General features: G+C 37.9%; 22 protein-coding genes and 2 tRNA genes. 1 reads left to right on the plus strand and 23 read right to left on the minus strand.

Translation table 11 applies throughout. The annotated features are described in order from the left end of the window. Window positions 1-514: 514 nt before the first annotated feature. The 5 genes from AC1EJ0_RS03480 to AC1EJ0_RS03500 all read right to left on the minus strand — a co-directional run bounded on the left by AC1EJ0_RS03480 (window position 515) and on the right by AC1EJ0_RS03500 (window position 11,464). Window positions 515-1,051, minus strand: coding sequence for a TIGR01440 family protein (locus AC1EJ0_RS03480; RefSeq protein ID WP_480023399.1), 537 nt, complete (start codon window positions 1,049-1,051; stop codon window positions 515-517). 115 nt (window positions 1,052-1,166) lie between these two features. Then, entirely contained in the window at window positions 1,167-1,916 is a 750-nt protein-coding gene (locus AC1EJ0_RS03485; protein ID WP_480023398.1) for a transglutaminase domain-containing protein, read from the minus strand. Between the two features lie 383 nt (window positions 1,917-2,299). Further along, a complete protein-coding gene (locus AC1EJ0_RS03490; protein ID WP_480023397.1) occupies window positions 2,300-3,058 on the minus strand; it encodes a sortase domain-containing protein in 759 nt (252 codons plus the stop codon). A 9-nt stretch (window positions 3,059-3,067) separates the two neighbouring features. Next, window positions 3,068-10,735: a Cna B-type domain-containing protein gene (locus tag AC1EJ0_RS03495; protein WP_480023396.1), complete on the minus strand. Its 7,668-nt coding sequence runs from the start codon at window positions 10,733-10,735 to the stop codon at window positions 3,068-3,070. A 195-nt stretch (window positions 10,736-10,930) separates the two neighbouring features. Beyond that, complete coding sequence (locus tag AC1EJ0_RS03500; protein WP_480023395.1) at window positions 10,931-11,464, minus strand: hemerythrin domain-containing protein; 534 nt, start codon at window positions 11,462-11,464, stop codon at window positions 10,931-10,933. A 94-nt stretch (window positions 11,465-11,558) separates the two neighbouring features. On the opposite strand from AC1EJ0_RS03500, the gene AC1EJ0_RS03505 reads away from it, so the two are divergent. Further along, window positions 11,559-12,332, plus strand: coding sequence for a ZIP family metal transporter (locus AC1EJ0_RS03505; protein ID WP_480023394.1), 774 nt, complete (start codon window positions 11,559-11,561; stop codon window positions 12,330-12,332). Window positions 12,333-12,428: 96 nt separating this feature from the next. Here AC1EJ0_RS03505 and AC1EJ0_RS03510 read toward each other — a convergent pair whose 3' ends face one another. The 18 genes from AC1EJ0_RS03510 to AC1EJ0_RS03595 all read right to left on the minus strand — a co-directional run bounded on the left by AC1EJ0_RS03510 (window position 12,429) and on the right by AC1EJ0_RS03595 (window position 24,674). After that, on the minus strand, window positions 12,429-12,848 hold the full coding sequence (locus AC1EJ0_RS03510) for a flavodoxin (RefSeq protein WP_480023393.1): 420 nt from the start codon (window positions 12,846-12,848) through the stop codon (window positions 12,429-12,431). 180 nt (window positions 12,849-13,028) lie between these two features. Next, complete coding sequence (arsS, locus tag AC1EJ0_RS03515; RefSeq protein ID WP_480023392.1) at window positions 13,029-13,979, minus strand: arsenosugar biosynthesis radical SAM (seleno)protein ArsS; 951 nt, start codon at window positions 13,977-13,979, stop codon at window positions 13,029-13,031. After that, window positions 13,980-14,318 (minus strand): arsenosugar biosynthesis-associated peroxidase-like protein, encoded by a 339-nt coding sequence (locus AC1EJ0_RS03520; protein WP_320604918.1) that lies wholly within the window; start codon window positions 14,316-14,318, stop codon window positions 13,980-13,982. 119 nt (window positions 14,319-14,437) lie between these two features. Beyond that, a complete protein-coding gene (gene mreB, locus AC1EJ0_RS03525; RefSeq protein ID WP_480023391.1) occupies window positions 14,438-15,463 on the minus strand; it encodes a rod shape-determining protein MreB in 1,026 nt (341 codons plus the stop codon). An 11-nt stretch (window positions 15,464-15,474) separates the two neighbouring features. Next, complete coding sequence (gene murA / locus AC1EJ0_RS03530; protein WP_480023390.1) at window positions 15,475-16,743, minus strand: UDP-N-acetylglucosamine 1-carboxyvinyltransferase; 1,269 nt, start codon at window positions 16,741-16,743, stop codon at window positions 15,475-15,477. A 132-nt stretch (window positions 16,744-16,875) separates the two neighbouring features. Then, window positions 16,876-17,421, minus strand: a complete 546-nt coding sequence (locus AC1EJ0_RS03535; protein WP_480023389.1) for a rubrerythrin family protein — start codon at window positions 17,419-17,421, stop codon at window positions 16,876-16,878. An 85-nt stretch (window positions 17,422-17,506) separates the two neighbouring features. Then, window positions 17,507-17,998, minus strand: coding sequence for a ferritin (locus tag AC1EJ0_RS03540; RefSeq protein WP_480023388.1), 492 nt, complete (start codon window positions 17,996-17,998; stop codon window positions 17,507-17,509). A gap of 13 nt (window positions 17,999-18,011) precedes the next feature. After that, window positions 18,012-18,620 carry a DUF4230 domain-containing protein gene (locus tag AC1EJ0_RS03545; protein ID WP_480023387.1) on the minus strand — a complete coding sequence of 203 codons (609 nt, stop codon included), beginning with the start codon at window positions 18,618-18,620 and terminating at the stop codon, window positions 18,012-18,014. Window position 18,621: 1 nt separating this feature from the next. Continuing rightward, window positions 18,622-18,906: a hypothetical protein gene (locus AC1EJ0_RS03550; protein WP_294795894.1), complete on the minus strand. Its 285-nt coding sequence runs from the start codon at window positions 18,904-18,906 to the stop codon at window positions 18,622-18,624. Window positions 18,907-19,043: 137 nt separating this feature from the next. Then, a tRNA-Phe gene (locus tag AC1EJ0_RS03555) sits at window positions 19,044-19,119 on the minus strand. 4 nt (window positions 19,120-19,123) lie between these two features. Further along, a tRNA-Ile gene (locus AC1EJ0_RS03560) sits at window positions 19,124-19,200 on the minus strand. An 84-nt stretch (window positions 19,201-19,284) separates the two neighbouring features. After that, entirely contained in the window at window positions 19,285-20,100 is an 816-nt protein-coding gene (locus tag AC1EJ0_RS03565; protein WP_480023386.1) for a hypothetical protein, read from the minus strand. 159 nt (window positions 20,101-20,259) lie between these two features. Beyond that, entirely contained in the window at window positions 20,260-20,673 is a 414-nt protein-coding gene (locus tag AC1EJ0_RS03570; protein ID WP_480023385.1) for a DUF2871 domain-containing protein, read from the minus strand. Window positions 20,674-20,766: 93 nt separating this feature from the next. Continuing rightward, window positions 20,767-21,435 (minus strand): hypothetical protein, encoded by a 669-nt coding sequence (locus tag AC1EJ0_RS03575; protein WP_480023384.1) that lies wholly within the window; start codon window positions 21,433-21,435, stop codon window positions 20,767-20,769. Between the two features lie 69 nt (window positions 21,436-21,504). Beyond that, a complete protein-coding gene (locus tag AC1EJ0_RS03580; RefSeq protein ID WP_480023383.1) occupies window positions 21,505-22,059 on the minus strand; it encodes a TetR/AcrR family transcriptional regulator in 555 nt (184 codons plus the stop codon). Window positions 22,060-22,337: 278 nt separating this feature from the next. Next, the gene (gene pcp / locus AC1EJ0_RS03585; RefSeq protein WP_480023382.1) at window positions 22,338-22,979 is read right to left on the minus strand and encodes a pyroglutamyl-peptidase I; all 642 of its coding nucleotides are present in this window, start codon (window positions 22,977-22,979) and stop codon (window positions 22,338-22,340) included. Window positions 22,980-23,011: 32 nt separating this feature from the next. After that, complete coding sequence (locus AC1EJ0_RS03590; protein WP_480023381.1) at window positions 23,012-24,010, minus strand: DUF979 domain-containing protein; 999 nt, start codon at window positions 24,008-24,010, stop codon at window positions 23,012-23,014. Next, entirely contained in the window at window positions 24,003-24,674 is a 672-nt protein-coding gene (locus AC1EJ0_RS03595) for a DUF969 domain-containing protein (protein WP_058259447.1), read from the minus strand. The genes AC1EJ0_RS03590 and AC1EJ0_RS03595 overlap by 8 nt, the downstream gene beginning before the upstream one ends. Window positions 24,675-24,686: the final 12 nt, after the last annotated feature.

A 24,686-nucleotide genomic window follows, 5' to 3' on the forward strand; every position in this document is an offset into this window, starting at 1 on the left:
TTTGTTGTCAAACCTATTATATCAGAATACCTCTCTTTTTTTATTTGTTTTTGTAACATATGTTATACCACATAACATACGCAAGAATATTTTCTTTTTTTCACTATGCTTATAGCATTGCTATGATATAGATTTTAAATATGAAAATATTTAAAATCGCAAGAAAATTTTTGTAAATAAATTTTCTTTTTTTCACTATGCTTATAGCCTTGCCACGAATAGTTTTTTTACTTATGCTAATGGCCTTGCCATGATAAGTAAATTTGCTTTTGCTAATGGTCTTGCCATGAATAGTTTTTTGCTTTTGCTAATAGCCTTGCCACGACAAGTAAATTTGCTTTTGCTAATGGCCTTGCCATCTTAAGTTATTCTGCTAAAGAAAAGCGCGGCGGATGTATAGCGCGCGGCACTCATATAACGCGCGGCACTTGTATATCGCGCGGCAGATATATAGCGCGCGGCACTTATATAGCCACGCCCAATAAAAAAGAGGAGCTCATCACTCCTCATCAATCTACTTATATTGTGCTCTTTCGCCGCCTATTAGCTTAGGTCTTCTTCTAACAAGCGTTAGATGCGCTTCACCTATCTCCTTAACGCTCACTCTTACAGGTACTGCAACTGGCTTTATATGCATGCCGATAAATGTATCGCCGATGTCAAGGCCACCATGCGCCTGAATCCATTCAACAACGACTGGATCAGCTAATTTTTTGTATGCGATAGTCGCCATAGATCCGCCCGCGTGCATCTTAGGCACCACACTTACCTCTTCAAGGAAGTATTTCTCCATGCACTCTCTTGTAGTGACTATTGCCCTGTTTAAGTGCTCGCAGCATTGAAATGCAAGGAAGATTTTGTGTTCTTCCGCAAAATCCATAAAGACATCGATAAAGTCTTTAGCGACATCCATTGACGATGCTTTGCCTATGCGTCCGCCAACAACCTCGCTTGTTGAGCAGCCTACGACAAGTATCTCGCCTTCCTTTAAATTCGCCTCAGCTTGAAATTCATCAAGTACCTTCTTAAGCGTTTCTTTATATTCTGCCATGTATATCACTCCTTTTATCATTTTCTACTTACATTTTATATCAAAGGCGCTTCTTTGTCAATCGCATAAAAAGGTCCGCATCATATGATGCAGACCTCGTAATATCTCATATTAATTAATGTTCGCCGTCAGCCGCCATTTGTGCTTGAGTTAAGTTAAAGTACTTCCTAGGTTTTTTAGTAGTGTCATTCCAAGTTACATCGAAGTATTTCCACTCGCCATTGACCTTTGCTCTGTTCCAAGCGTGATCAGCATTGGTAACAGTTTCTGATTCAATGCCGCATAGCTCACACATACGGTTGAATAAGCCAGCGTACGCTTCGCATACACCTTTGCCTTCGTCCATGATGGCTTGCCAAGAATAGTAATAAAAACCATTCTTTGTAGTCATGTTGTCACCTTGAGCGCTGTTAAGCACTTCGTAGTAGTAGTCAGACTTACCAATTATGTAGTCGTTAATCTTTTCTATTTTTTGTATGTCGCTGAGATTCTTAGGCCAAGATTCAACCACATTTTTTAATTCCTTTGCATAGCCATCAGTTTTAGCTTTCTTAGCATTTAATGTGCCAATATCTTGCTTAAACTTAGGCTTAATGGTCAGCGTCTGCCTCGACTTACTGTAGCTAGACGAAATCTTCTGGAAGTCCGTGGCCTCAAATTTACAATCGCTTCTTGTTCTAATGATGTCATAAACTTCTTGTAAAGCTGCGTCCCATTCGGAGTCGTTCTTGATAAGTACTTTCTCGAACTTAATTTCGCTTTCGCAGTTGTTGATTCCTTCCACTAGTTTATCTTGTTCAACAATACTTGGAAAGAATACGAATATGAAAATTTGTACAATAAATAAAGTTTCAATCAGTAGCATATCATCACCCCATATCTATATTTTGCGTAATATTTCTATAGTCCTTTACTGATTTAAATCGTTCTCCTTTGATTTATATATATTATACCACAGAACTTTATTTTTGTAAAGTGAAAATGTGCGGAATACGAATGTATAAGTAAATATTATAGTAAAAGCCGTTTTATTAAAATTTTATCAATGTATCATTTATATGTATCTATAGTCACCCATGAAAAATATCTTTTATCCTTTATATATAATACTAAACTATCATTATTAAAAAAATGTTTTACGCGCGTTAAGACTAAGTAAATAATCAAGACGCGAGTGGTGCAGCGAGCGCCATTACCATAAGCAAGGCAAAAGAAAAACCCCTATGTATCACTACATAGAGGCATCTCTTATCTATCTACAACCGTCATCACTATGAGCCTTTGATTCTTGGCCTCATAAGTGCATGTGACTAGATTGATGATCTGGTCATCTTCCTTAAGCTCGTAGCCCGTGTCGTACACGGCGTGCTTCTTAAGAAAGCTGTAGAGTTCTTTTCTTTTTTCAAAAGTCTTGTAATCCTTTGGATTGATATACGTCTCGCCCGAGACCCTGGCCGCAAGGACGCAAGTGGTTCTAAAATCTTGCTCCCTTGTGTATATAGTAAAGCCAGTCTCAGTGGGATTCTTCTTAAACTCATGAAGCGAAGCGAACATCGTACCGTTCTTGACCACGTGTCCGTAGATCATGATCATCGGGTCCGCCATCGATTCATTTCTGCAGTCCATGAAGATGGATCCGACCAAATTCCTTTGGCCAGTGACCGCGTGATAAAGGTAGTAAGTATTGTTCTTGCCCTTTACGACAGGGTAGTCAATACTTCCCTCATCCGACTCGATCCATGAGACGATGTCCTTGCTAATGGATTCAAGCGCATCGAAGTCGACCTTCTTTGCGTCATCATCATTTTCATCAGCACCGTTATAGGCATCACCATGGTCCTCGTCCGCGTCCTTAGTCCTCTTAAGACCTATATCTTCAATCTTCTTATAGATGTCCACAGACTCTTTCTCTTGTCTTTTTACGTCAATGTATGAGTAGACCTTATATATTAAAAATAAACTTGTTATAACAATGAGTATATTGATTAATATCTTTGATCTCTTCATACTAACTCCTTATTTTACAAGATATCTCTTTTTGATAAATACTAAGCCGAGTAATAATACGAAGGCAAAGTAGATGCTAGCTAAGTCTTCAGCTACGCCAGTCTTAGGTAATTTGTTCTTACCTTGATTGTGTTCTCTTTCTTCTTCGTCATCATGAGGTTTGTCTTTGTTTTTGTCGCCATGATCACGTTCGTCGTCTGGGTGCTTTGGTTCTTCCTTAGGTTTTTCTGTGTTGGTAATAGTGATGCTGCCATCTTCGCCTATGTCGTAGCTTACTTCGAATTTTCTTTCGCCAATCTCAGTAAGGTAGTTAGTTTCGCCAACTTCAACTACAGTGTAGACAATGTCCTTACCATCTTTATCCTTAGCTGGAAGATCTTTAAATTCAGCACTCCAGTTGCCATTGCCTAAAGTTAAGAACTTATCAGTAGGCTCTCCGTTAGCATATAATTGAACCTTAATGCTTGGTGTTGAACCACCATTAAGAACTTTCCAAACCTTGTTAACTCTGATAGTTACTTTAACTTCCTTAGGTTCTTCATTAGGATATTCAGGTTTTTCTGGTTCAGTGTTCTTGGCTTTAAAAGCTATAGCAATCTTATATTCGTCTTCTTCAATATTTTCGACTTCAAGAATATATCCCTTGCTATCTTTTTCTTTAAGAGTATAGTTGTACTTGATTTCTTCTTTCTTAACTTTAGCGTTACCGTCTTCATCAAATGTTACGGTCTTCTTGAACCATGGCAGATATCCAGATTTTCCTTCAAAGTTATTTTCTTTTTTAAGAATAATTGTTTCTGACTTACCATTTTCATCTGTAATGATAAATTCAAGCTCATCAGGTAAACCTTCAGTTATTCTCTTGCCTTCACTGTCAAAGAATTCTTTAAAGATTTTAACGAACTTTTGTTTTTCCAAATAAACTCTAACTTCGTTGGAATCTTCAACGGAGTTTTCCCCGTATAGATCCTTATCTTTTTCTTTAAAATCACCAAGTTTAAAGAACTTATCAGCATCTTCTACAACTTCTTTACCATCAGTTCCGATGTATTTGATCTTTCCACCTTCAATCTTAGCATCCATATCTAAAATTTCCATTGGAATTTCAAATGATACATCTTCGTCAACTTTAAAAGTTCTACCTTCTTTAAGTGTGAAAGTTATTTCAGTAACATCAGATAGTTTTGCTTTACCAGCTTTAATATCATCTTCTGTATATTCATTACCATTGATTTTGTAAAGAACTTTTAGATTATCTGGAACTTTTACAAAGTCTCTTAGAATTGGTCTTAAACCGTTAACATTGCCTGGTAATTTATCTGTCATTTTCCATTCTGTTAAGTTGGTAGAGTTACCAAAGCCAGTGTCAACCAAATTATTGGTTTTTCTTACTTTGATTTTGTAATCAAACTTGTCACCAAATTTTAGCTCAACATTGCCCTTAAACCAATTGCCTAGCTCTTCATCACTAACAGGCTCGCCTTTTTCATTGACTACTCTTAGATACTTGTTTACACTTCCCTTATGACCATCTGTTACTGTAGTATTTTCATTATCATAAAGTATAGTACCTTCGCCACTAAACAAACCGTGGTTTGTATAAATTTGGCCTTTGTTGTTTTTAGTTTCGGCTTCTTTGTATTTTTTCTTATCTACTAATAGATTTTTAATTTCTACTGTAAATTGGGGATCCGCTGATCCGTGTGGAGCTTGAAACTTTGGCAATTTAACAATGATTGCCCTTTGGCCTTTTTTGATACCTTTTTCTTCAATAGCTTCTTCAAAAGCTTTTCTTTGATCTTCATCAGTGATTTTTGATAGATAATCATAAACATCTTCGACATAGATATATTTTGCTTTTTTTCTGAAAGCTTCAAGCTTTTCATCATCTGCAAAATCTTTATTTGCACCATTTGCCGTTAAAGCGTCTTTGTTGAATGTTAAGTTTATCTTTGTATCCTTAGTGATTTGGAAGATATCTGGTAAGACGTCAATTATAAAAGAATTCTTGTAAACAAAGTAACCATCTTCGTCATAGTATCCTTTTCTAACATCTTCTTCTAATTTCTTATCTGCTTTTTCTTTTTCTTTCTTGTCTTCAATCAAAATGTTTTTAGCTTCTTGTTCCTCTTTTTTAAGTTTATCGACTCTTGTATCAATTTTAAAGTCAACATTCATATCCTTTGATTCGTTGATATTAATATCCTTTTTATCAGGATTTGGATTAGTTTTATCAAACTTAGGATTTTCTTCGTCTGGACCTGGATTAGATGGTGTGTAATCAAGTGTTATCTTGTTCTCAGCATCTCCATCTGTTCCAATTAAATCCTTTGTAGGCTTTACAGTTTCACCAGAACTTCCGCCTTCTTTTACCAAGCATGAACCGATTCCAACTTCACCACAAATCTTATACTTCCAATCATCTTCGTTGCCGAAAATTCTTGGGCCTTGACCAAATTTGCCTAGTTTATAGCTAGCTTTATTTTCATAAAAGCCTCTAGCTGGTCCTTGTTCATGGATATAGTATGAGTAAAGGTCTATTGGAGAATTAATAATTTCTGCAACGATAGCCTTAACTTTCTCATCTTTTATAGATTTTAAGTCAACACGTGGTCCTGGATCTTCGCTTTTGCTAGACTTAACATAATATTTGTTAATTTGGTTGCCATTCTTATCTAATAAAGCCTTATACTTATCATCTTCTCCTTTAATTGCTAAATCAGTGAAATCTAAGTCTTTTCCTAATTTTGCTGAGTAGATATAGTAAGGAATATCGTCTTTGGTGTAGAAGAATTCAAAATCATCTCCGGCTTTTCTTAATACCTCGTCTTTAATTGTATCCTCAGCCACAAGATTTCCATCTTTATCCTTAACTTTTATAAGAACTTTAGGATCATTATCTGCCACAGCCTTATTGGTAAGAGGTCTGCCAAATTCATCTGTATAAGGAATATCTACTTCAGGAACTAATACTGAGCTAATACCAATCTTCTTAATCTTTGATACATCTAGAGGTCCACCTATTTGTATATTAGGTTTTAGTAAGACCCTAATAGCGTTGTATCTCATATCATCGTACTTGTAATCATCTTTTGAGTCGAGATATTTTAACTTAGCTGTATCATTAGATTTTTTGATGTCATCCAATACTTTGTTCAAAAATTCTGTCCTAGCATTGCCTGTTTTTGCATTCAGTAGCTCGTAGAATTTTTGAGTCAAGGTGTTGTAGCAGTAAGTTTTTTCTGGATAAACTTTACCAACTAATGTTTCGAATTGGTTTTTCAAAGCATTAGTGTCATCACCCTCAAACTTAAAGTTTTCTGCTTCTTTAGCCAAAGCTTCTAGCGATTCTTCATAGCCTTTTTGAACTGGTGATTTATAGCCATCTGTTCTAAAGTCTTTGTTGTAGAAGGCATTTAAAACCTTGATCCTTATTTGGGCTTTATCCTTATCAATAATGATTTGGTATTTAATACCATCTTTAACAATTTCATTATCACCATTATTAACAGCATTGCGTAATTCGTCTCCGCTAATAATAAATTTTTCACCAGCTAGTTCAAAATCTTTTTTGTTTGCAGCATTTGGATTAACTCCTAGGATAATGTTGTCGATTTGGTCTAAGAAGAAATATTCTCCTGTTCCTTCGAACTTTTGACCTGCTTTTTCTTTAGCAGTTTTAGTGTCTTCCCATTTTTCCCTAGTGTTGTTGATAATGATTTCATCATATACTAGACGATTATCCATATTGTAATCATCAATGGTAATTTGTGTGTCAGCATCAATTGGGAATAGAATTCCTTTTTCATTGTTAAAACCAACTTCCCATAATAAGGAACGCTTAACTTCAAATTCCTTATTTTTATCCTTTGAGTCTACAACAACTAATTTGCCATCATCATTTTTAGCAAACTTAAGACCATCTTTACCGTAGATTTTACCTAAACTTTTTTCTAGTTTTTCTAAGAATTCGATTTGTTCTTTAATCTTTTTAGCTTTTTCCTTATCCTTTTCTTCAGTTTCAGGATCGTACTTTTCTCTTAGTTCAACTAAAGCTTTGATAAAGTCATCTCTTTGCCTATCACTAGAATCACGGTAAATGATGTTAAATAGGTTGTAATCAGGTAATTGATCAAATTCTTCAGGATGATTTTTAAAGAAGAATCCAAGTCCTTTTTCATTAGGCCTTATAGTGAAGTATTTCTTGAAAGAGTATGATACTTCTTCTCCTTCTGTTTTGCGATACTTCTTAGCTTCTTCACTATCACTTTCAAAGATAGACTTTTCTTTTTTCTCCAATGGATCAAAGTAGGAAGCTTTTACATCCGTTTGGATATTGTATTGCATATCTTTGCTTGCCAAGAATCTTGGGAATCTTAATCGGAATTTAGCATTTCTAACTGCATCAAAGATATTAGTTTCCTTTGTGATTATTTCATCCTTGCCTATTGTTTGAACTATTTTATAGATCACGTCTTTAGATATAATATCTGCACTGTCTTTAACTTCTGCATATATATATCTATACTCTGGTTCTTCGTCAGTTCCAACATTTTCCCTATAATAAATTTTATTTTCAATAGTGAAATAATCATCAGGATTATTGCTACCATAAAGTATGTCCAGCTTAGGTGCTGTAGTTATAGCAGCGTTCGTCTTAGTGTTATAGTATTCAGTCTCTCTTTCTGCAGTTGAGTCACTATAGCCTAGATAAATTTTATCTCCGAAAACACCTTTATCGGCTAGTAAAAACTTGCCGTCAGGATAGCTGCCATCATAATAGTATTTTCCTATGATAGCTTCTCTATTTTCTTTATCTTTGATGATGTTTTTGTTATCTACAAAAAGTTGATCTTCATTGCTAATAGAGATATTTAAACCATCTGCAGTAGTTTCGCCAGTTTTTCTAATATCTTCACCTTTTGTAAAGGTATACTTTCCATCTTTTTTATTGAAATTAACAGATATATCCATCAAGAGGCCAAATTTGTCAATTAAGACATAGTCGCCTATCTTTTCATAACCTTGTGGGACTTTTTCTCCCCATTCGGTAGGCTTAGTAGATATATACTTTCTGTCTATTGGTTTTCCTTGACTATCTTTAATTACTTTAAAGATACCATCTTTAATAATAGTTCCACCGTAGGATTTTGTACCATCTTTCTCAACAACTATTTGAGTTCCTTTAAAAGTTGGTGTTACTTCCTTGTTTGCGGTTTTATTTCCACTGCCATCTATATCGTTTGAGACATTGCCTTCATATACATCTTTAATATCTGTGTATGAAATTAATTTATCCCCTTCAAGTTTGTAAGTTCTGCCATCAAGTTTCCAAGTGTTTTTTTCACCTTCAACTTTATTAGCTTTGTCGGTACCAACAGTTAATTCGTCTCCAACAATTTTATATTTGGAAGAATTTATTGTGCCTGTCAGAACTTCTCTTTCTTCAACTTGAACAGGATCTGAAGTCTCATCTGATGGATCTGCTCTAAGAAGTTTTCCATCTTGGTCAACATAGACCTTGTTGCCATCTTTATCTACAAGGATAACGTTCTTTAGTTCAAATTTTTGAGCACCTTCAGCCTTTTCAAAATTGCCACCGATTGCTTTGACATCTAGCTTTAACCTATATTTACCACCTTCTAGCTTTTCGTATTTAAGTTCTGAATTGTGGATAAATTCTGCAAAGTTTCCGTTGTATTCTGGAACTTTTATTGTGATTTCAACTGATGATAGTGGTAGAGACTTTCCATTTGCAGAGTTGACTAGGATTTCCTTGTCAATATAGCCATGAGCTTTTTCTAGCTCTGCAAAAAAATCTTGCAAGACTTTAGTGTTTTCTACTACAATGCCATTTTCGGTTGTACCTGCATCGATTTCTGGAACTTCATCTTTATTAGTTGGTTCTTCATCTTTCGGTTTCTTAAGTCCTGGTCCGTTGAGATCAGCCTTATCTTCATAACCTTTTTTGGTGATTAAGAACTTTTTAGTCTTAGCTGTCTTTTCTACCTTTTGACCATCAACATAATTTTCCATTGTCAATTCAAATCCATTGTGGAATGGTGCACTAAATTTACTTGTCTTTAAAGTTAATTGAGCAATACCAAAGTTGTCTTCGCCAGCCTTAACTGTAAATGTATAAGATCCATCTGAATTTGGTTGTAATTCTATTGGCTTCCCATTGATATATGCTATTTCTCTTGTAGCTTCTAATTTAACATCTGGGTCAAAATCACCAATATTTTCTGGTCTTATAGTAAATTTAAAGTCTTTATCCTTATCCTCATCATTTCTATTGACTTGGACAATTAGTTTTACTTCAGCATCATCTGGAATATAATAGGTTTCTCTATTTTGCCAATCATCTTTACCTTTATCTTTGTCGCCATATCCGAATCTTGGGTCGACTCTGCCGTCATCACCTATAGGGAATATCCAAATCTCAGGTTCGCCATCTTTCTTTGCGTAACTTAAATCAAGCTTATCTTTTTTAATCGCTTCCTTAAGTGGTCCAATTGTGCTATTAAAGGCATTTAATAAATCGCTAATTTCTTTGTCACTTTTTGGTTCATCTGAATTTAGAGCTTTTTCCAAGGCTTCTTTTGCTTCTTGGTAGTTTTTCCAGGCTGTTTCACCTGGACCTAAATTCTTTTCTGCTGCTTTTAATGCATCTGCTAGATCTTTGTTATCTGGATCAGCTTCTAAGGCTTTTTTAGCATCTAGATAAGCTTTATACTTAGTTTCACTATCTCCAGATAGTCCTGGATAATAAGGCTCTTGGCCAACCTTTTTAGCTGCCTCTGACTCTTTTTCAGTAAGAGCTCTAGGTGGTGTAAATCCTCCCAAAAGTTCATTGAAATCGTCAACATCTTTTTGACTTAACTTACCCTCTTCTTTTTTTGCATCAAGTTCTTTTTTCTTTTCCTTGATTTGGTTGTACAAGGCAATTTGATCCTTGTCCTTCAAACGCTTAGCTGTATCATCAGCATACTTATCTTTTCCTTCAGCTTCAACTTTCTTTAAATACTTTTCATTGTATTCTTTTTGAAGTTCTTCCGCTTTTTTCTCGTCGTTTGCATCATTTGCAGCTTTGATTTGCTCTTTCAGCTTTGTTAGCTCTTCATCTGCGTTTGGATCGACTTGCTTTTTGTCTCCGCCTGATGGTGTTGGCTCTGTTGGTTGTGCTGGTGCTGGTTCACCTGCTGGTGCGCCTTGTGCTTCTGGTGCTTTCGCTGGTGCTGCTTGTAATTTTGCACCATCTTCTGTACCAGGTTCTGCTGGTTTTTCTGGTGCCTCAGCTGGATTGTCAGCTTTTTCAGCTTCTTTAGCATCTGCATTAGCTTTAGTCTTTTCCTCTTGCTTTGCCTTAGGTGCATCTTCACTTGCTTTAGGCTCACTTACTTCAGTACTTGTATTTTTATTAGCCTCTGCCTCTGTAGTTTCAGTTTCACCTGTCTCTTCATCATTAGCCTTTTCACTATCTATTTTAGTGTCCTTATTGTTACCAACTAAAGATGCCCCTTCTTCACCTTTGTCTTTTGATTCTACTTTTTCTATATTGGGAGTTGTTTGAGGGTCCACTGCATCATTTAGATTTTGTGCCATCAAACGTGTGCCTCCAAACATAAGAACAGTTAGAACCATTGTGAGTATTATTACTCTTATTTTTCTGTCCATTTTTCTCCCCTCCTTTCTTTTTTGAATTTTATTATAATATCTCTATTATAATATGAATATTATATCACTTATCATCATTTAGTGCAAGTCGCTTTATGGTGATATCATCAAAAAGAAAGCGCTACTTTAGAGCTATGTACTCATTAAGTAGCGTTTTTGATTTAATGTATTAAAATTCTTACAATTTTGTCATAATTAAAATTTATTTATAATATCTAGGTATCTGTCTCTTTGCTCTTTATTTTCTTCTTCAAAGGCTTTTGTCTCTTCGTCTAATTTCTTTTGAATCTCTTCGGGAAGGTTTTTCATGGCGAATGGATAGACGACTTTATTCTCCTTATCTGCGTGGCGGATTAACAGTGAGCGATAGCTCATTAGGTGGCCTATCAGTTCAAGGCGCGCCTCATCTGTTTGATTTTCTTCATAGTGTTTAAGGCTTTCTTCTATCATCATTCGTTCGTAGCGAGCTAGGTCGTGCTCAACTAACATGCCATTTGTCACAAGTTTTTCTGCGAGCTCGCCAAGGTGGTCTAACATGGCTCTAAAGACTAGGTCTTCTTCTTTTTTGTGGTGGTAGCCGTCGGCGTAATTTTTAATCACGTCTGTTATGGTCCTTATGGCACTTCCATTGACATGGCCATACATTATATCTTTAGAGACTTCTAGTATGTGGTCTGTGAGCTTAATTATATATTCATGCTCTTTCTTAAGTGTATCTATATAGAACATTTTATCAACTCCTTTATGTATTTTACCCTTTTTCTTGACTTTTATTTCACCTTATAATATAATCTTTTTAGTATTATTAAAAAGGAGATTTATTATGGATAAATATTTTACTAGGGAGGCAATTGTTGCCTTTGGTCTTGTCTTTCCGGGACTAATGACTGCTTTGGGCGCGGTGCCTGTCTTTTTCACGAAGAATGTTTCGCAAAAGCTTCTTGATGTTATGCTTGGCTTTGCTGCTGGTATCATGCTGTCGGCGACTTGTTTCTCTTTGGTTATGCCATCGATTGAATATGGCGGTGGTGACTTCAAGGCGGTTATGATCGCTTCTTTGGGTATCATCTTTGGCGCCTTTGTCATTGACATGATTGACAAGTTCTCGCCGCACGAGCACCTTATTGACAAGAGGCGTGAGGGCGCATCGTCTTCTTTAAGTCAAATCTGGCTATTTATCATCGCGATCACCATTCACAATTTTCCTGAGGGTATGGCGACTGGTGTTGGTTTTGGTACTGAAAATATTAACGACGGTCTTGCGCTTGCTCTTGGTATCGGTATTCAAAATATGCCTGAGGGTCTAGCTGTTGCCTTGAGTCTTGTGCGTGAGAATTACACTACGAAGTACGCTTTTATGGTGGCTGCTCTGACTGGTTTAGTTGAGCCGGTTGGTGCTCTCCTTGGTTACAGTCTTGTCAATGTATTTAAGCCTGCACTTCCTGTGGTGCTTGCTACGGCTGCGGGTGCGATGCTTTTTGTTATCTGTGACGAGATCATTCCCGAAACGCACTCGAAGGGTTACGAGCGTGAAGCGACTTACGGTATCATCTTTGGTTTTGTAATTATGATGATACTGGATATATTACTTGGATAATGGTTTTAAGAGCATAAATACAAGAAACTGCCTTGATGGGCAGTTTTTTTATATATGTACAAGGGGCGCCAAGGGGGCTCAACGCTCCTTGATAAATTACTTCATTAGTTTTTCTGCTAGCTCTCTGCACTTTTCTAGTGCTTCTGCATCTGGATGATCGTATGCGATAAGTGCGTCTACGACTTCTATGCCGCTGTCAGCACATTCGTTTTTCCAAAGGTCCATCCACTCTCCGCTGTTCCACTCGTATGAACCGAAGATGGCAAGTTTCTTGTCTTTGATTATCTCTTTGATGCTGTCGAAGTATGGTCTGAAGTAGTCTTCTTCAAGCTCTTCTGCTCCCATGGCTGGGCAGCCAAGTGCTAGAACGTCTGCTTCTTTGGCATCATCTGTGCTTGCATTTTCTACTGATATAAGCTTAGTATCTGCGCCAAGCTCCTTTAGCTTTGAAGCGATTTCATTCGCCATGGCCTCTGTGTTTCCTGTGCCTGACCAGTATATTACGCTTGCTTTCATCTATAAAACCTCCTTTATTAGTTAGTCATTGCTAACTAAATTTATTATACAATATATTTTTATAAAAAGCAATATAAATTTTGCTATTGGCATAAATATTATTATAGTTTGAATGGCAAAAAAATACTTCCCGTCTAGTGACAGGAAGCTCTATGTGAGTAACTACTCCAATGCTCCGCCTCATGAGGAGCCGCTGCCGGCTGTACATGTGTAGCAATGGTTCATAGTTCTAATTTTTCGTCCGATTAAATCGTCTTTTTCTATATCGAAGATGGTCTTGTGTGGACCAGCAATCTTCATGCCGAGTGCGAGATTGAAGTCGCAGTCGTGAAGGCTGCCGTCGTAGTCGACGGATAATGTGTCAAGGCACATAAGTTCATCGACGGTCGCTGGATTGAAGGCATCGCAAAGCCTTGTAAGGTAGCGATCCATATTGCCTGATCTATCGAGCCACTCGCCGAAGCGGCCTATGGGTGAATTGGTCATGCTGAATAGATTGTTAAAGTCTATGTCGTACTCGTCCTTAAGCTTGGTCCTATATATGGCCTCGAGCTCTTCTTGACTCGATGGTATCATGGCACCGCTCGGGTTGTAGACAAGGTTCAGCTGAAGCTTCTCGTCTCGTCCGTAGCCAAGCGCGCAGAGCCTTTGAAGTACTTCGATTGAGTCATGAAAAACGCCTATGCCTCTAACTTTATCCGTTCTTACTTCTTCGTAGAATGGCAGTGAAGCTACGATCTCGACTTTTCTTTCTTTTAAAAACTCTGGCAGATCTCTATATTCATCTTCATTAAAAATTGTAAGGTTAGATCTGGTCATGATTTTCTTATCCATGGACGTGGCTGTATCTATAAGATACCTATAGACAGAGCTCATCTCGGGTGCTCCGCCTGTTATATCAAGCGTAGTGAAGTCCCATTCTTTCAATATTTGCATAGCTCTTTCGGCTGTGCGCATATCCATATCCTCGCTTCTTGCAGGTGAGCAAGCCACGTGACAATGTTTGCATGCCAAATTACACTTCCTAGTTATATTTAACTGAAGTGTTTTGGGATTTTTCGTAAGTATATCGCGCCCAACGGTCTTAGCAAAGGGCTGAGCTGCCTCTTGTAGACTCTTTAGATAAGACAATTACATCTCCATATCGTCGGCAAGCTTCTTCATTTGTGTTGAATAAGCAAGGACTGCGCCGCCTGTGATTGAGCTAGCTACGTGAACTGCTTCCATCATCTCTTCTTTTGTGTAGCCTTGATCTAAACAAGCTGTTGTGTACGCTTCGATGCAGTATGGGCAGTGAATTGCGTGTGCAACGGCTAGTGCGATAAGTGATTTTTCTCTGCCGCTAAGCTTGCCATCTTGGTAAACGCTTCCGTAATAAGCCATGAAATTATCCCATAGCTCCTTATTTAATTCGCCTAAAGCACCTCTACCAAACTCTTCTAAATCTTTTCTTTCAAAATATTCGCTCATATATATACCTCCAAATATTTACAATACTATTGACATTATACCAAAAAAAGAGCGGATAAATCAATTAACCGCTCATGTATAAATATTTTTAATAGTTTACGCCATAAGTATAGATAAAATTATCTAAATCTAACGCTTGCTCCGCTTTTATTGTTTGACTTTTCAAGTATTTCTACCCAATCAAGTGACTTTCCTGTACCGATGGCTACGCATTCAACAGGGTCTTCAGCAACTTTGCATGGTATGCCTGTTTGCTCTGTAACAAGTGTGTCAAGGCCCTTTAATAGGGCGCCGCCGCCTGTAAGTATGATGCCGCAACCGGAGATGTCGGCCGCTAGTTCTGGTGGTGTTCTTTCAAGAACTGTGTGAACTGCTTCGATAATCTCTTGAACCGGCTCTTTAAGTGCTTCGAGCATGTCTGATGATGATACTACTACGTTCATAGGTAGGCCGCTCATTAGGTTTCTGCCCTTTACTTCCATGTATTGTTCTTCTTCGAGTGGATAAGCGCAGCCTATAGTTACTTTAAGCTCTTCGGCTGATCTTTCGCCTATCATCATCTTGAATTTCTTTCTTATATACTTAGTGATTGCTTCGTCGCAGTCGTCGCCCGCTACTTTGATGGACTTACTTACAACGATGCCGCCAAGTGAAATAACGGCGATGTCTGTTGTACCGCCACCTATATCGATGATCATGTTACCATTGGGCTGAGTGATATCTAGTCCAGCGCCTATAGCTGCCGCAATTGGTTCTTCGATAAGATAAGTTTTGATTGCACCTGCTTCGTTTGCAGCCTCAATAACGGCTCTCTTCTCAACTTCTGTACAACCGCTTGGCACGCAAACTACTAGTCTTGGCTTGAAAAGCATTCTACCAAGTGCCTTTTGTATAAAATACTTAAGCATTCTTTGTGTAACGCTGTAGTCTGAGATAACTCCTTCTCTAAGCGGTCTGATTGCAACGATGTTGCCTGGTGTTCTACCAAGCATCTTTCTCGCTTCTTCGCCAACTGCTAAGAATTTATTTGTATATTGGTCTATCGCTACGACAGACGGTTCTTTAAGTACTATGCCTTTACCTTTTACATAAACAAGTACACTTGCTGTACCTAAGTCTATGCCTACATCAGATCTTAATCCCATGCCTATCCCCCTTATTCCTCTACTCTATAGACTTTTGCGCCTAAGGATCTAAATTTCTCTTCAAAATCTTCATATCCTCTGTCGATATGATATATGTCTGAAAGCTTTGTCTCGCCCTCTGCACATAGGGCTGCTATGACAAGTGCGGCTCCAGCTCTAAGGTCTGTCGCCTTTACTTCTGCTCCGTGAAGCTTTGCTACGCCCTTAACTGTTGCAGTTCTGTCCTCTACGTCAATGTCTGCGCCTAGCTTTCTTAGCTCATCTACGTGCATAAATCTATTTTCAAAAACTGTTTCTATTACCTCGGACTTCCCTTCGATGATGGTTTCAAGCGCCATGAATTGGGCTTGCATATCTGTTGGAAATCCTGGATATGGTAGTGTTTTTACCTTGATCGGCTTAAGCTTTTTAGTCGCTATAATCCTTAGTGAATCAGCCTCTTCATATATTTCGCAGCCTGCTTCACGCAGCTTCGCTATAACAGGTCTCATATGATTAACGATGACATTATTTAATATGATGTCGCCGTGTGTTGCCGCCGCAGCCACCATAAACGTGCCTGCCTCTATCCTATCTGGCATGATTTGATGTGTAGCGCCAAGAAGTTTTTCAACGCCTCTTATACGTATAGTCGATGTGCCTGCGCCATAAATCTTTGCGCCCATCTTGTTGAGGAAGTTTACCATATCAACGATTTCTGGCTCCATGGCCGCGTTATCGATGACTGTCTCGCCTTGAGCAAGGACCGCCGCCAAGATGATGTTTTGTGTTGCGCCAACTGATGGAAAGTCAAGATATATCTTATTGCCAGCTAAATTATCTGCGTGAGCAAAGATATCTGTGTACTCGTCTGCCTCTTCAACATCGACGTTGACGCCAAGTGATCTAAAGCCTTTTAAGTGCAGGTCAACTGGTCTTGCACCTATAGCGCAACCTCCCGGCATCGAGGACCTCGCCTTACCCATCCTGCCTATGAGCGCCCCCATAACTATGAAGGATGCTCTCATCTTGTGCATCAATTGGTAGTCGACTTCGTATTTATTTATAGTATTTGAATTAATTTTTACTCTATGTTCATCTAATTTCTCAACCGTAGCCCCAAGTGACTCAAGCACTTCGCACATGACTTCGACATCTTTCAGCTTAGGTAAATCCTCTAAGATGATGTCTTCAGTGCCAAGTATAGTCGCAGCAAGTATCGGTAGTGCAGCGTTCTTCGCGCCGCTGACTCTTACTGTGCCTAGCAAGGGATTTGATTCTTGTATAAGTAATTTTGCCAATGCAATACCTCTTTCTATATTAATCAGTACTATTTTATCACATATGAGCAAATATTTCTACTCTTTTTACAAAAAAATTCCTATACGCTTATGGTATAGGAATCTTTTAGATAATTAAATTAATTTCGTGTATTAATATTCAACGAATTTTGATTTGTCTGCGCCGCAGATTGGGCACTTGTCTTCTTCGCCTGTAAGTGAAATAAATCCACAGAATGGGCATAGATAAATCTTGTCAGCGTCTAAGTCTTTGCCTGCGTCAACTGCTTCTTTAGCTTTTAAGAATAGTTTTTCGTGAACTTTTTCAGCTTCGATAGCAAATTTCATTGCTGATACAGCTGCTTTTTCGCCTTGTTCTTCGGCAACTAATATGTAGCTTGGATACATTTCTGTAAATTCAAAACGTTCTCCGCCTGCTGCTGCTTCAAGGTTTTTAGATGTTCCGTGGTCACCAAAACCTGCTCCAGATGTAACTGCGAAGTCACCTGATATGTCTTTCATAGCTTTAAAGTGTAGGTGAGCGTGAACTCTTTCAGCTTCAGCTGTTGCTTCAAATAGTCTTGCTACGTTCTTAAAGCCTTCTTTTTCTGCTACGTTTCCCCAGTATAGGTAACGCATGTGCGCTTGTGATTCTCCTCCAAATGCTGATTGAAGGTTTGTTTGTGTCATTGCTCTCATAATTTTCCTCCTAAAAAATATTTTTATAGCTCTGCTATATATATTTAAAGGGTGCACTTAAGCACCCCTTATAAATATCTTAAGATTATTCTCTTCTACCTAGTTCCTTATCATATAGATATAGACCTGTGTAACCGTCTTTTAAGTTTTCTAATACTTCAACAATAGTTCTCATATTGTCTTCTTCTTCAACTTGTTCTTTTAAGAACCAATTTAAGAATTCTACTACAACGTAGTTCTTTTCTTCTAGTGCTAGTTCATAGATATTTTCGATTCTCTTAGTAACTTCTTGTTCATGATCATAAGCTGTTTTGAATATTTCTAGAACTGATTTGTATTCTTTCTTTGGTTCAGGAATTGCTTTTAGTTCAACTCTTTCGCCTATTTCTTCGATGAAGCCTTTGAATTTAGTAGCATGTTCGTATTCTTCATGAGCTTGTTTGTCCATGAAGTGAGCGAAACCGTCCCAAGCTTTGTCCTTTAAGTCATGTACCATAGCTAGATAAATATAGCCACTTTCCAATTCAAAGTTGTATTGTTCAACTAAAGCATCTACAACATTCTTACTAATTTTCATATCAAATTACCTCCTAAATGTAATTAATTTTTATATCTTTGAAGCCAAGGCCCTCAAGCAGCTTTCTTAAGAGCTTGTCAGCATTTGCCTGAGCTCTCTCGAGTATGCCGTCTTTCTTAGCCTTTAGCTCTCGAGCATTCAATTCTTTTTTAAGTGTCTCTTGGTAGTCACCCAAGTCTAAAGGATTAAATATATTGTTCTTTTGATCAAGTATAACCATGGACTTTTCATCAAGAACGCTGTCTGTGATGGCCGCACTTGGCACGTCAAGCTCGACACTTGTTTCCTTTACGTCCTTAACAACAGCCTTTGCTAGGTCAACGCCTGCCTTGATGTAGCCGTTATACTTTATGATGTAGCTCTTGTCTGTGAATGGTATCTTCATATCCATAAGAGTTAAGCTGTCCTTATACGTTAAAACGTCGGTGTAATTATACTCGACCGTTACTAGCTCGCCCAAGTCTTCGATGGACGCCTTGATATTGTCAACTCTTTCTTCTTTGCTTACGCCTATGAATTTCTTTCTAAAAAAGAAAAAGTATACAGCGATTAGGGCTATAAGCAAAAGTACAAGTATTCTGTAAAAACGCAGTCTTCTCTGCCTTTGATTCATCTTTGCCATACTAAACCACCGGTGTATACATCTCAAAAACGCTATATACAGGCACTTTCTCATCGATAAGCGCCCTTAATATGGCTGGGATGTTCCTTATTTCAGTTTGTATTTGAAAGCCGTTGTACCTAAAGACAATGTCTTCAGAGCTAATGCCTTCTAAGCCGCATAATATCTTAACTATATTGTATTCCGAATAATCTTCACTCTTGTAATCGACAATAAAAAAGACCTTCTTTTTCTTATCGTATTCTTTCTGTACATCTATCCTATTAATAAGAAGAACGTCATTCATAATATTCATCCTTTCTGTACACTTATTATCACCTGTTATAAGTATACCCACTGAAGAATTAAAATAAACATTAAATTTTTAATTATGATTATGGAATAGTTCTGATAAAAAAATAAGCTTAAGTAAAAACTTAAGCGTGGTGCCCAGAGCCGGGATCGAACCAGCCACACGTAGATTTTCAGTCTACTGCTCTACCGACTGAGCTATCTGGGCAAATTGGTGGACCTTCAGGGACTCGAACCCCGGACCTGCCGGTTATGAGCCGGACGCTCTAACCAACTGAGCTAAAGGTCCCAACAAGAGATATTATACAATAATGAAAAGAAAATGTCAAGAATTTTTTAATTATTTCTTGACATAATCCCCTTTTATATTTAATTAAAATTTTGGCATATAGCTATAGATTTTTTCGAATAGTTTTTCGTCGTAGTCATCAGCCTTGTCATCGTAGCTTAGTACTTCGCTCGCATCGACTGCGCCCTCATCAAGCATTAGCTCGCCATCCTTTAATGAAACATAAGGACTGAACTTCACTTCGCCAGCTTTATCCTTGATAGTGATTTCGCCATTAGGCGCTATATCAGAGATGTTTTGCACGATAAGTGTAGGTCCATGAACAATTTTGCCGTCAAGTGCTTCGTTTGCCACGGCGTCTAAAGCGCCCTCTTCACTAAGTTCTAGCTCCTTAAGCGAAATGTCCGCGTCATCATACTTTGGTACTAGTAGATAAAACTCTTGCGCAACGAGATAAGTATTGCCGTCATCACCCTTAACAAGCATCATTAGCTCTTCAAGGTCCTTGTCGTATGAGTATTTTTCCTTGACTTCCTTTAGTCTAGTTAAAACTGCTTTTAAAGTCTCTTCGTCATATCCTGCGCCAAGAGGAATCATAAAGGCCTTGTTATCTTCTTTTACTTCTTTTTTTAAATCCTTTTCCACTAGCTTATATAAATCACTTATGCCATCATCTTCATTTTCTTTTTTTGTGTCAATAGCTTCAGGTGCTTCGTCATTATTTTCATTTGCTTCATTATTTTCTTCTTTATTATTTTCATTTGCTTCGGTATTTTCATTTGCATTGCCACTTGAACTTCCATTGGCACCAACATGGTCATCAGTCTTCTTGCAAGCAAAGGCGTTTAGCATCATGACAAGAGCCATGAGTATGAGTAAAGTATTTCTAAATTTTTTCATAGTATCACTTCCTTTGATATAATTATACCACCATTATCATAAAAAAACGCTCTTGTAACAGATACTTAACAAAAGGGAAGCCCCATCATGTGATGAGGCTCAAAAAAGAAATGAGGGTAGAATAAAGTATATTCTAATCGTATATTTTAAATTACGCTTCTAGTCCTTGATTGTTTGTTTCAATGACAAGAATAAAAATGCTAGGCCGATAGTAACTGTTACGTGTCCTGCGCCTGCTGTCCATGATATAACAAGGTCTAGTATTTTGTTGTCAAGACCAATTACTTGATACAAACCTCTACAGAATATCATAGTTGCTGTTAGACCAACGCCGATGTTGTAATAAAAGTAGAAGCGATCGAAGTACTCGCTCTTAGTAATTTCTGTTGTTGATGCAAGTGCAGTAACTATTAAAAACATAAGCATACCTAGGGCAAATAGGTGTGTGTGTGCTTTGCCAAGTGATGTTACTCCAGTATAGCCCATGTACTTAGTGAACTCTCTGTAGAAAGCGCCTGCAAATAGACCAGCTACAGCATAGTATGCAGCTGTGTTAACTAATTTCTTCTTCATATTTTTCTCCTTTCGTATATAGGTATATTAAATAGCTATATATTAAATAATGTAAATATGATTATACCACGAGCAAGACGCTTTGTCAAAAACTTATTTTTTCTCTGTGCTAATCATATCTTTATACCCTATCAAGACTGTCCAAACGTAAGCGCAAGTCTTTGGTATCATCAGTAGTCCTACGTTTGGATACCTTTGCGCGTATAAAACGACTGGCGCGTAAAAGGCAAAACTCAAAACTATTGTGAGCCACATATACTTAAAGTTCTTGTCATTGTGCGCCTTTTGTGACTTGTAGAATATAATCATAATTATGATGCCTATAAGCAAAAACGGTAAATTTCTATATATTGCCCAGGATAATGGCGGATTCGCCGACAAAAATTCATTCCTTGGACATAGGCAAAGAATTATCCTAAGTATTGCAAGTCCGTAGATGGTCTTAGTGAGTTCATCTCTGCCATTTACCTTATAGCGCAGGCGCCAAACATAATAAAGCAAGACGTAAAACACCGTCATGGTGATGGATGTGATGAGCTTACCAAGACCAAGTAGCTTCACATAATTTTCTTCGCCTGTTGTCAGTAGCGCAATCATCCTTGGCACTAAGTGAAAGGCATCGCCAAAACCTAGTACTAGAGCCATGAGACCAAATAAGCGGTACTCTTTTCTGCCATGCGCCCCTTGCAGCATCTTTATACCTATAGTGATGACTGTGATTAGGTAGATGGCGTCAAAAAGACTTTCAAAAATTGCTCGCATAATATCACTCCTTACTGAACATTGTTCAATTTCGCTTTAATATATACCCGTCAGATTAAGTGACGGGTTTTAATATAATATTTTATCTATAAGTTTAATGAAAAACTCTTTTTTATACGATGGATCAAGTATAAGGCTCATGATGTTTGACATGATGAAGCTAATAAAATCATCTTCAGTGAAGTCATCAGTGAAAACGCCTTTCTTGACACTGCTATCTCGATCCAAAACTTCTTTCATATTGCTCTTAAGCTTAGTCATGTAAATCTGCATCATGGACTTAGCCTCGCTCCTCTTATCGGTTTGAAGCATAAGAGTGTGAAGAGTGAAAAAGTTTGGATACTTTTTAATTCCACTGCTTATATGAGTAAAAGAATCACTGATATAAGCTAAAAATGAATCGTAGTTACTTGTCTCATCCGCTTGAAAGATGTCTTCCCAAACACTTTCTATCGCTTCGACGATCAGCTCGTCCTTCGACTCAAAGTAGTAGTAGATGATGCCAACAGAGCAGTCAAGCTCCTTTGCGAGCCCTCTTATACTAAGCGCATCGAGACCGTCTCTTGCGACTATCTCTCTAATTTTAATAAGTATAGCATCCTTTGATAAAACAGAGCTCTTCATACGTCCTCCTAACTGAACTATGTTCAATATTATTATAGCATTAGTAATTTGCTTTGTCAATAGCTTTGTGTAGATATAATAAAAAAGACTAGAAAATTAATTCTAGTCTTGTATGTTTGATAAACATTATATGCATTTAAATATATTTTTTTTAATTCTGTAGAAAAAATCGATGAATGAAGCGAAGTTTAGAATGAGACATACCGGAGTAGTACAAGCGAGTACATCGAGGATATGTCTTCATTCGTTACAAGCTTCAGGCGCGATTTTTTTAAGAATTAATGAGTGGCTCCACCTGTGACTTTAATATCACTATCGTTATTTACAATCGCTCCTATTGCCAAAGTAAGTCCCTTAACAATAGTCTCAAGCGCCATCGATGGCATATTCTTCTTATCAACTACTTGTTCTGGTAAGAACGGAATGTGTATAAAACCTGTTCTCATCTCAGGATGCTTAGTAGCTTGTATGTGTGCTACTCCATAAAGAACGTGATTACAGATGAAAGTACCTGCTGTGTTTGAAACGCTTGCTGGCACGCCGCCATCTTGTATACTCTTAACCATGGCCTTGATAGGTAGTGTCGAGAAATATGCCGCTGGACCGTCTTCAGCCACCTTTTCATCTATAGGTTGATTGCCTTCGTTGTCCTTGATTCTGCAGTCGTCGCAGTTGATGCCGACCCTTTCAACAGTGATGTCTGGTCTGCCGCCTGCTTGACCGATGGATAAAACAACATCTGGATGCACTTCTTCAATCTTTGCTTTGATCTTGTCAACAGATTTACCTATTACAGTAGGTATCTCTAGCTTAATTATTTCAGCTCCGGCAATTGTATCAGGAAGTTTCTTTACCGATTCAATCGCTGGGTTTATCTTTTCTCCGCCAAAGGGGTCAAAGCCTGTTACTAATATCTTCAAAATATCGTCTCCTTTCAAAATTTCTTCTAATTCTATCTAAATCCAATCAATAACATTAATATAATGTGTACTACTATTAAAGGTATAGCAACTGGTGCTTGTGCCTTGATTATAGTGTATTTATCTTTTGTTTCAAGTATAGCTCCTGGAACTATGTTGAAGTTAGCAGCCATAGGTGTTAGTAGCGTACCGCAGTAGCCGCAAGTCATACCAAGCGCGCCTATGATGGCAGGGTTACCGCCATTGGCAATAACGAATGGAACACCAACGCCAAGTGTAATAACTGTAAATGCTGCGAAGGCATTACCCATAATCATGGTAAAGACTACCATACCAACGCAATAAGCGATTACGCCTAAAACTTTTGCTTCAGGTGGAACTACAGCAGAAACGCCTGAACCGATGATTTCGCCAACACCTGCCGCTGCGAATACTGTTCCTAGTGCTCCAAGTAGTTGAGGAAGTAGTGATGAGCTGCCTATTTGCATAAGCATCTTAGCTGTATCTTCCTTTGTTTCAGAGTATTTTGCCTTTGTTATGATAAGCGCGATGATGATGGCAAGTACTGATGATATACCAAGTGTTTGAGCTGATGTAAATCCAAAGAATACATCTGCACCATCTTTTACATCAACAGCTACTTTAAAGCTCTTGAATTGCGCCATAATCATGGCGATGACACCTATTGCAAGAGCTGGTATGAATATCTTGTTGCCAACCTTTTTTCCGTAAGCAACTTTTTGCTCTTCTGATTGAGAATTGAACTCGCCTATTTGTACTTGATTTGTAAGTGTTAGTGCTCCTAGTAGCATCAAGCAGCCGCCTATGATGGCTCCGCCATGTTCAAAACTGTCGATAATAAACTTACCTGCTCCAAAAAGTATACCTAAAAGTGTCCAGAAAAGAAATGTACCGATAGGAGCTTTTTTATTCTTTAAGCCTCTAATTCCAGTCATAATGCAGACGATACCACATAGAATGTAGATGACTTCGTCAACCATAGCTGAATTAGCATAAATAAATTTAAACATTCTTAAGCTCCTTTCTTAAACTTTTTTCAAATAGGTAGCATTGTACTAGTGATAAAATCACCATAGCAACGCCGGCTAGTATTGAGCCTTGAGCGATTTCTGCGTTAGTAACTTCATAACCAGCTCCTGCTAGTGTACCTTGAATTAATAAAACGCCGCTCGCAACTGGGAATATGTTTTGTCCGAAGAAGTTTCCGTAGTTTTCTGCAGCACCTGCAAGTCCCTTAAGCTCTTCTAATTTCTTTTCTGATAGGTCAACAGTCTTTGCTGCAGCACCCTCAGCCATAGGTAGTATAAGTGGTCTAACGAATTGAACGTGTCCACCTAGTCTTAAAGAGAATATAGCTGCCACCCATCTAATTAAGATGTATAAACCAACAACGCCACCTGCGCTTGCTGATTTGATCTTCTTTATGGCTTCAGCTGCTCTGTCCTTAAGACCGTACCTTTCCATGATAGCGATTAGTGGTAGACTTAGGAAGAAAAGTGACATGTATCTGTTTGTTACAAAGCCCTTTCCAATTAAGTCTAATACTTCTACTAATGACATACCTGATACCAAGCCAGTTACTAGGCCAGATATCAAAACGACTGCTACAACGTCAAGCTTTAGTGCAAAGCCGACAACTATTAGCAGTACGCCGATTAAAACTAAGTAATTCATAAATATACCTCC

This window comes from Fenollaria sp. C0166D3 (genome assembly GCF_056590255.1).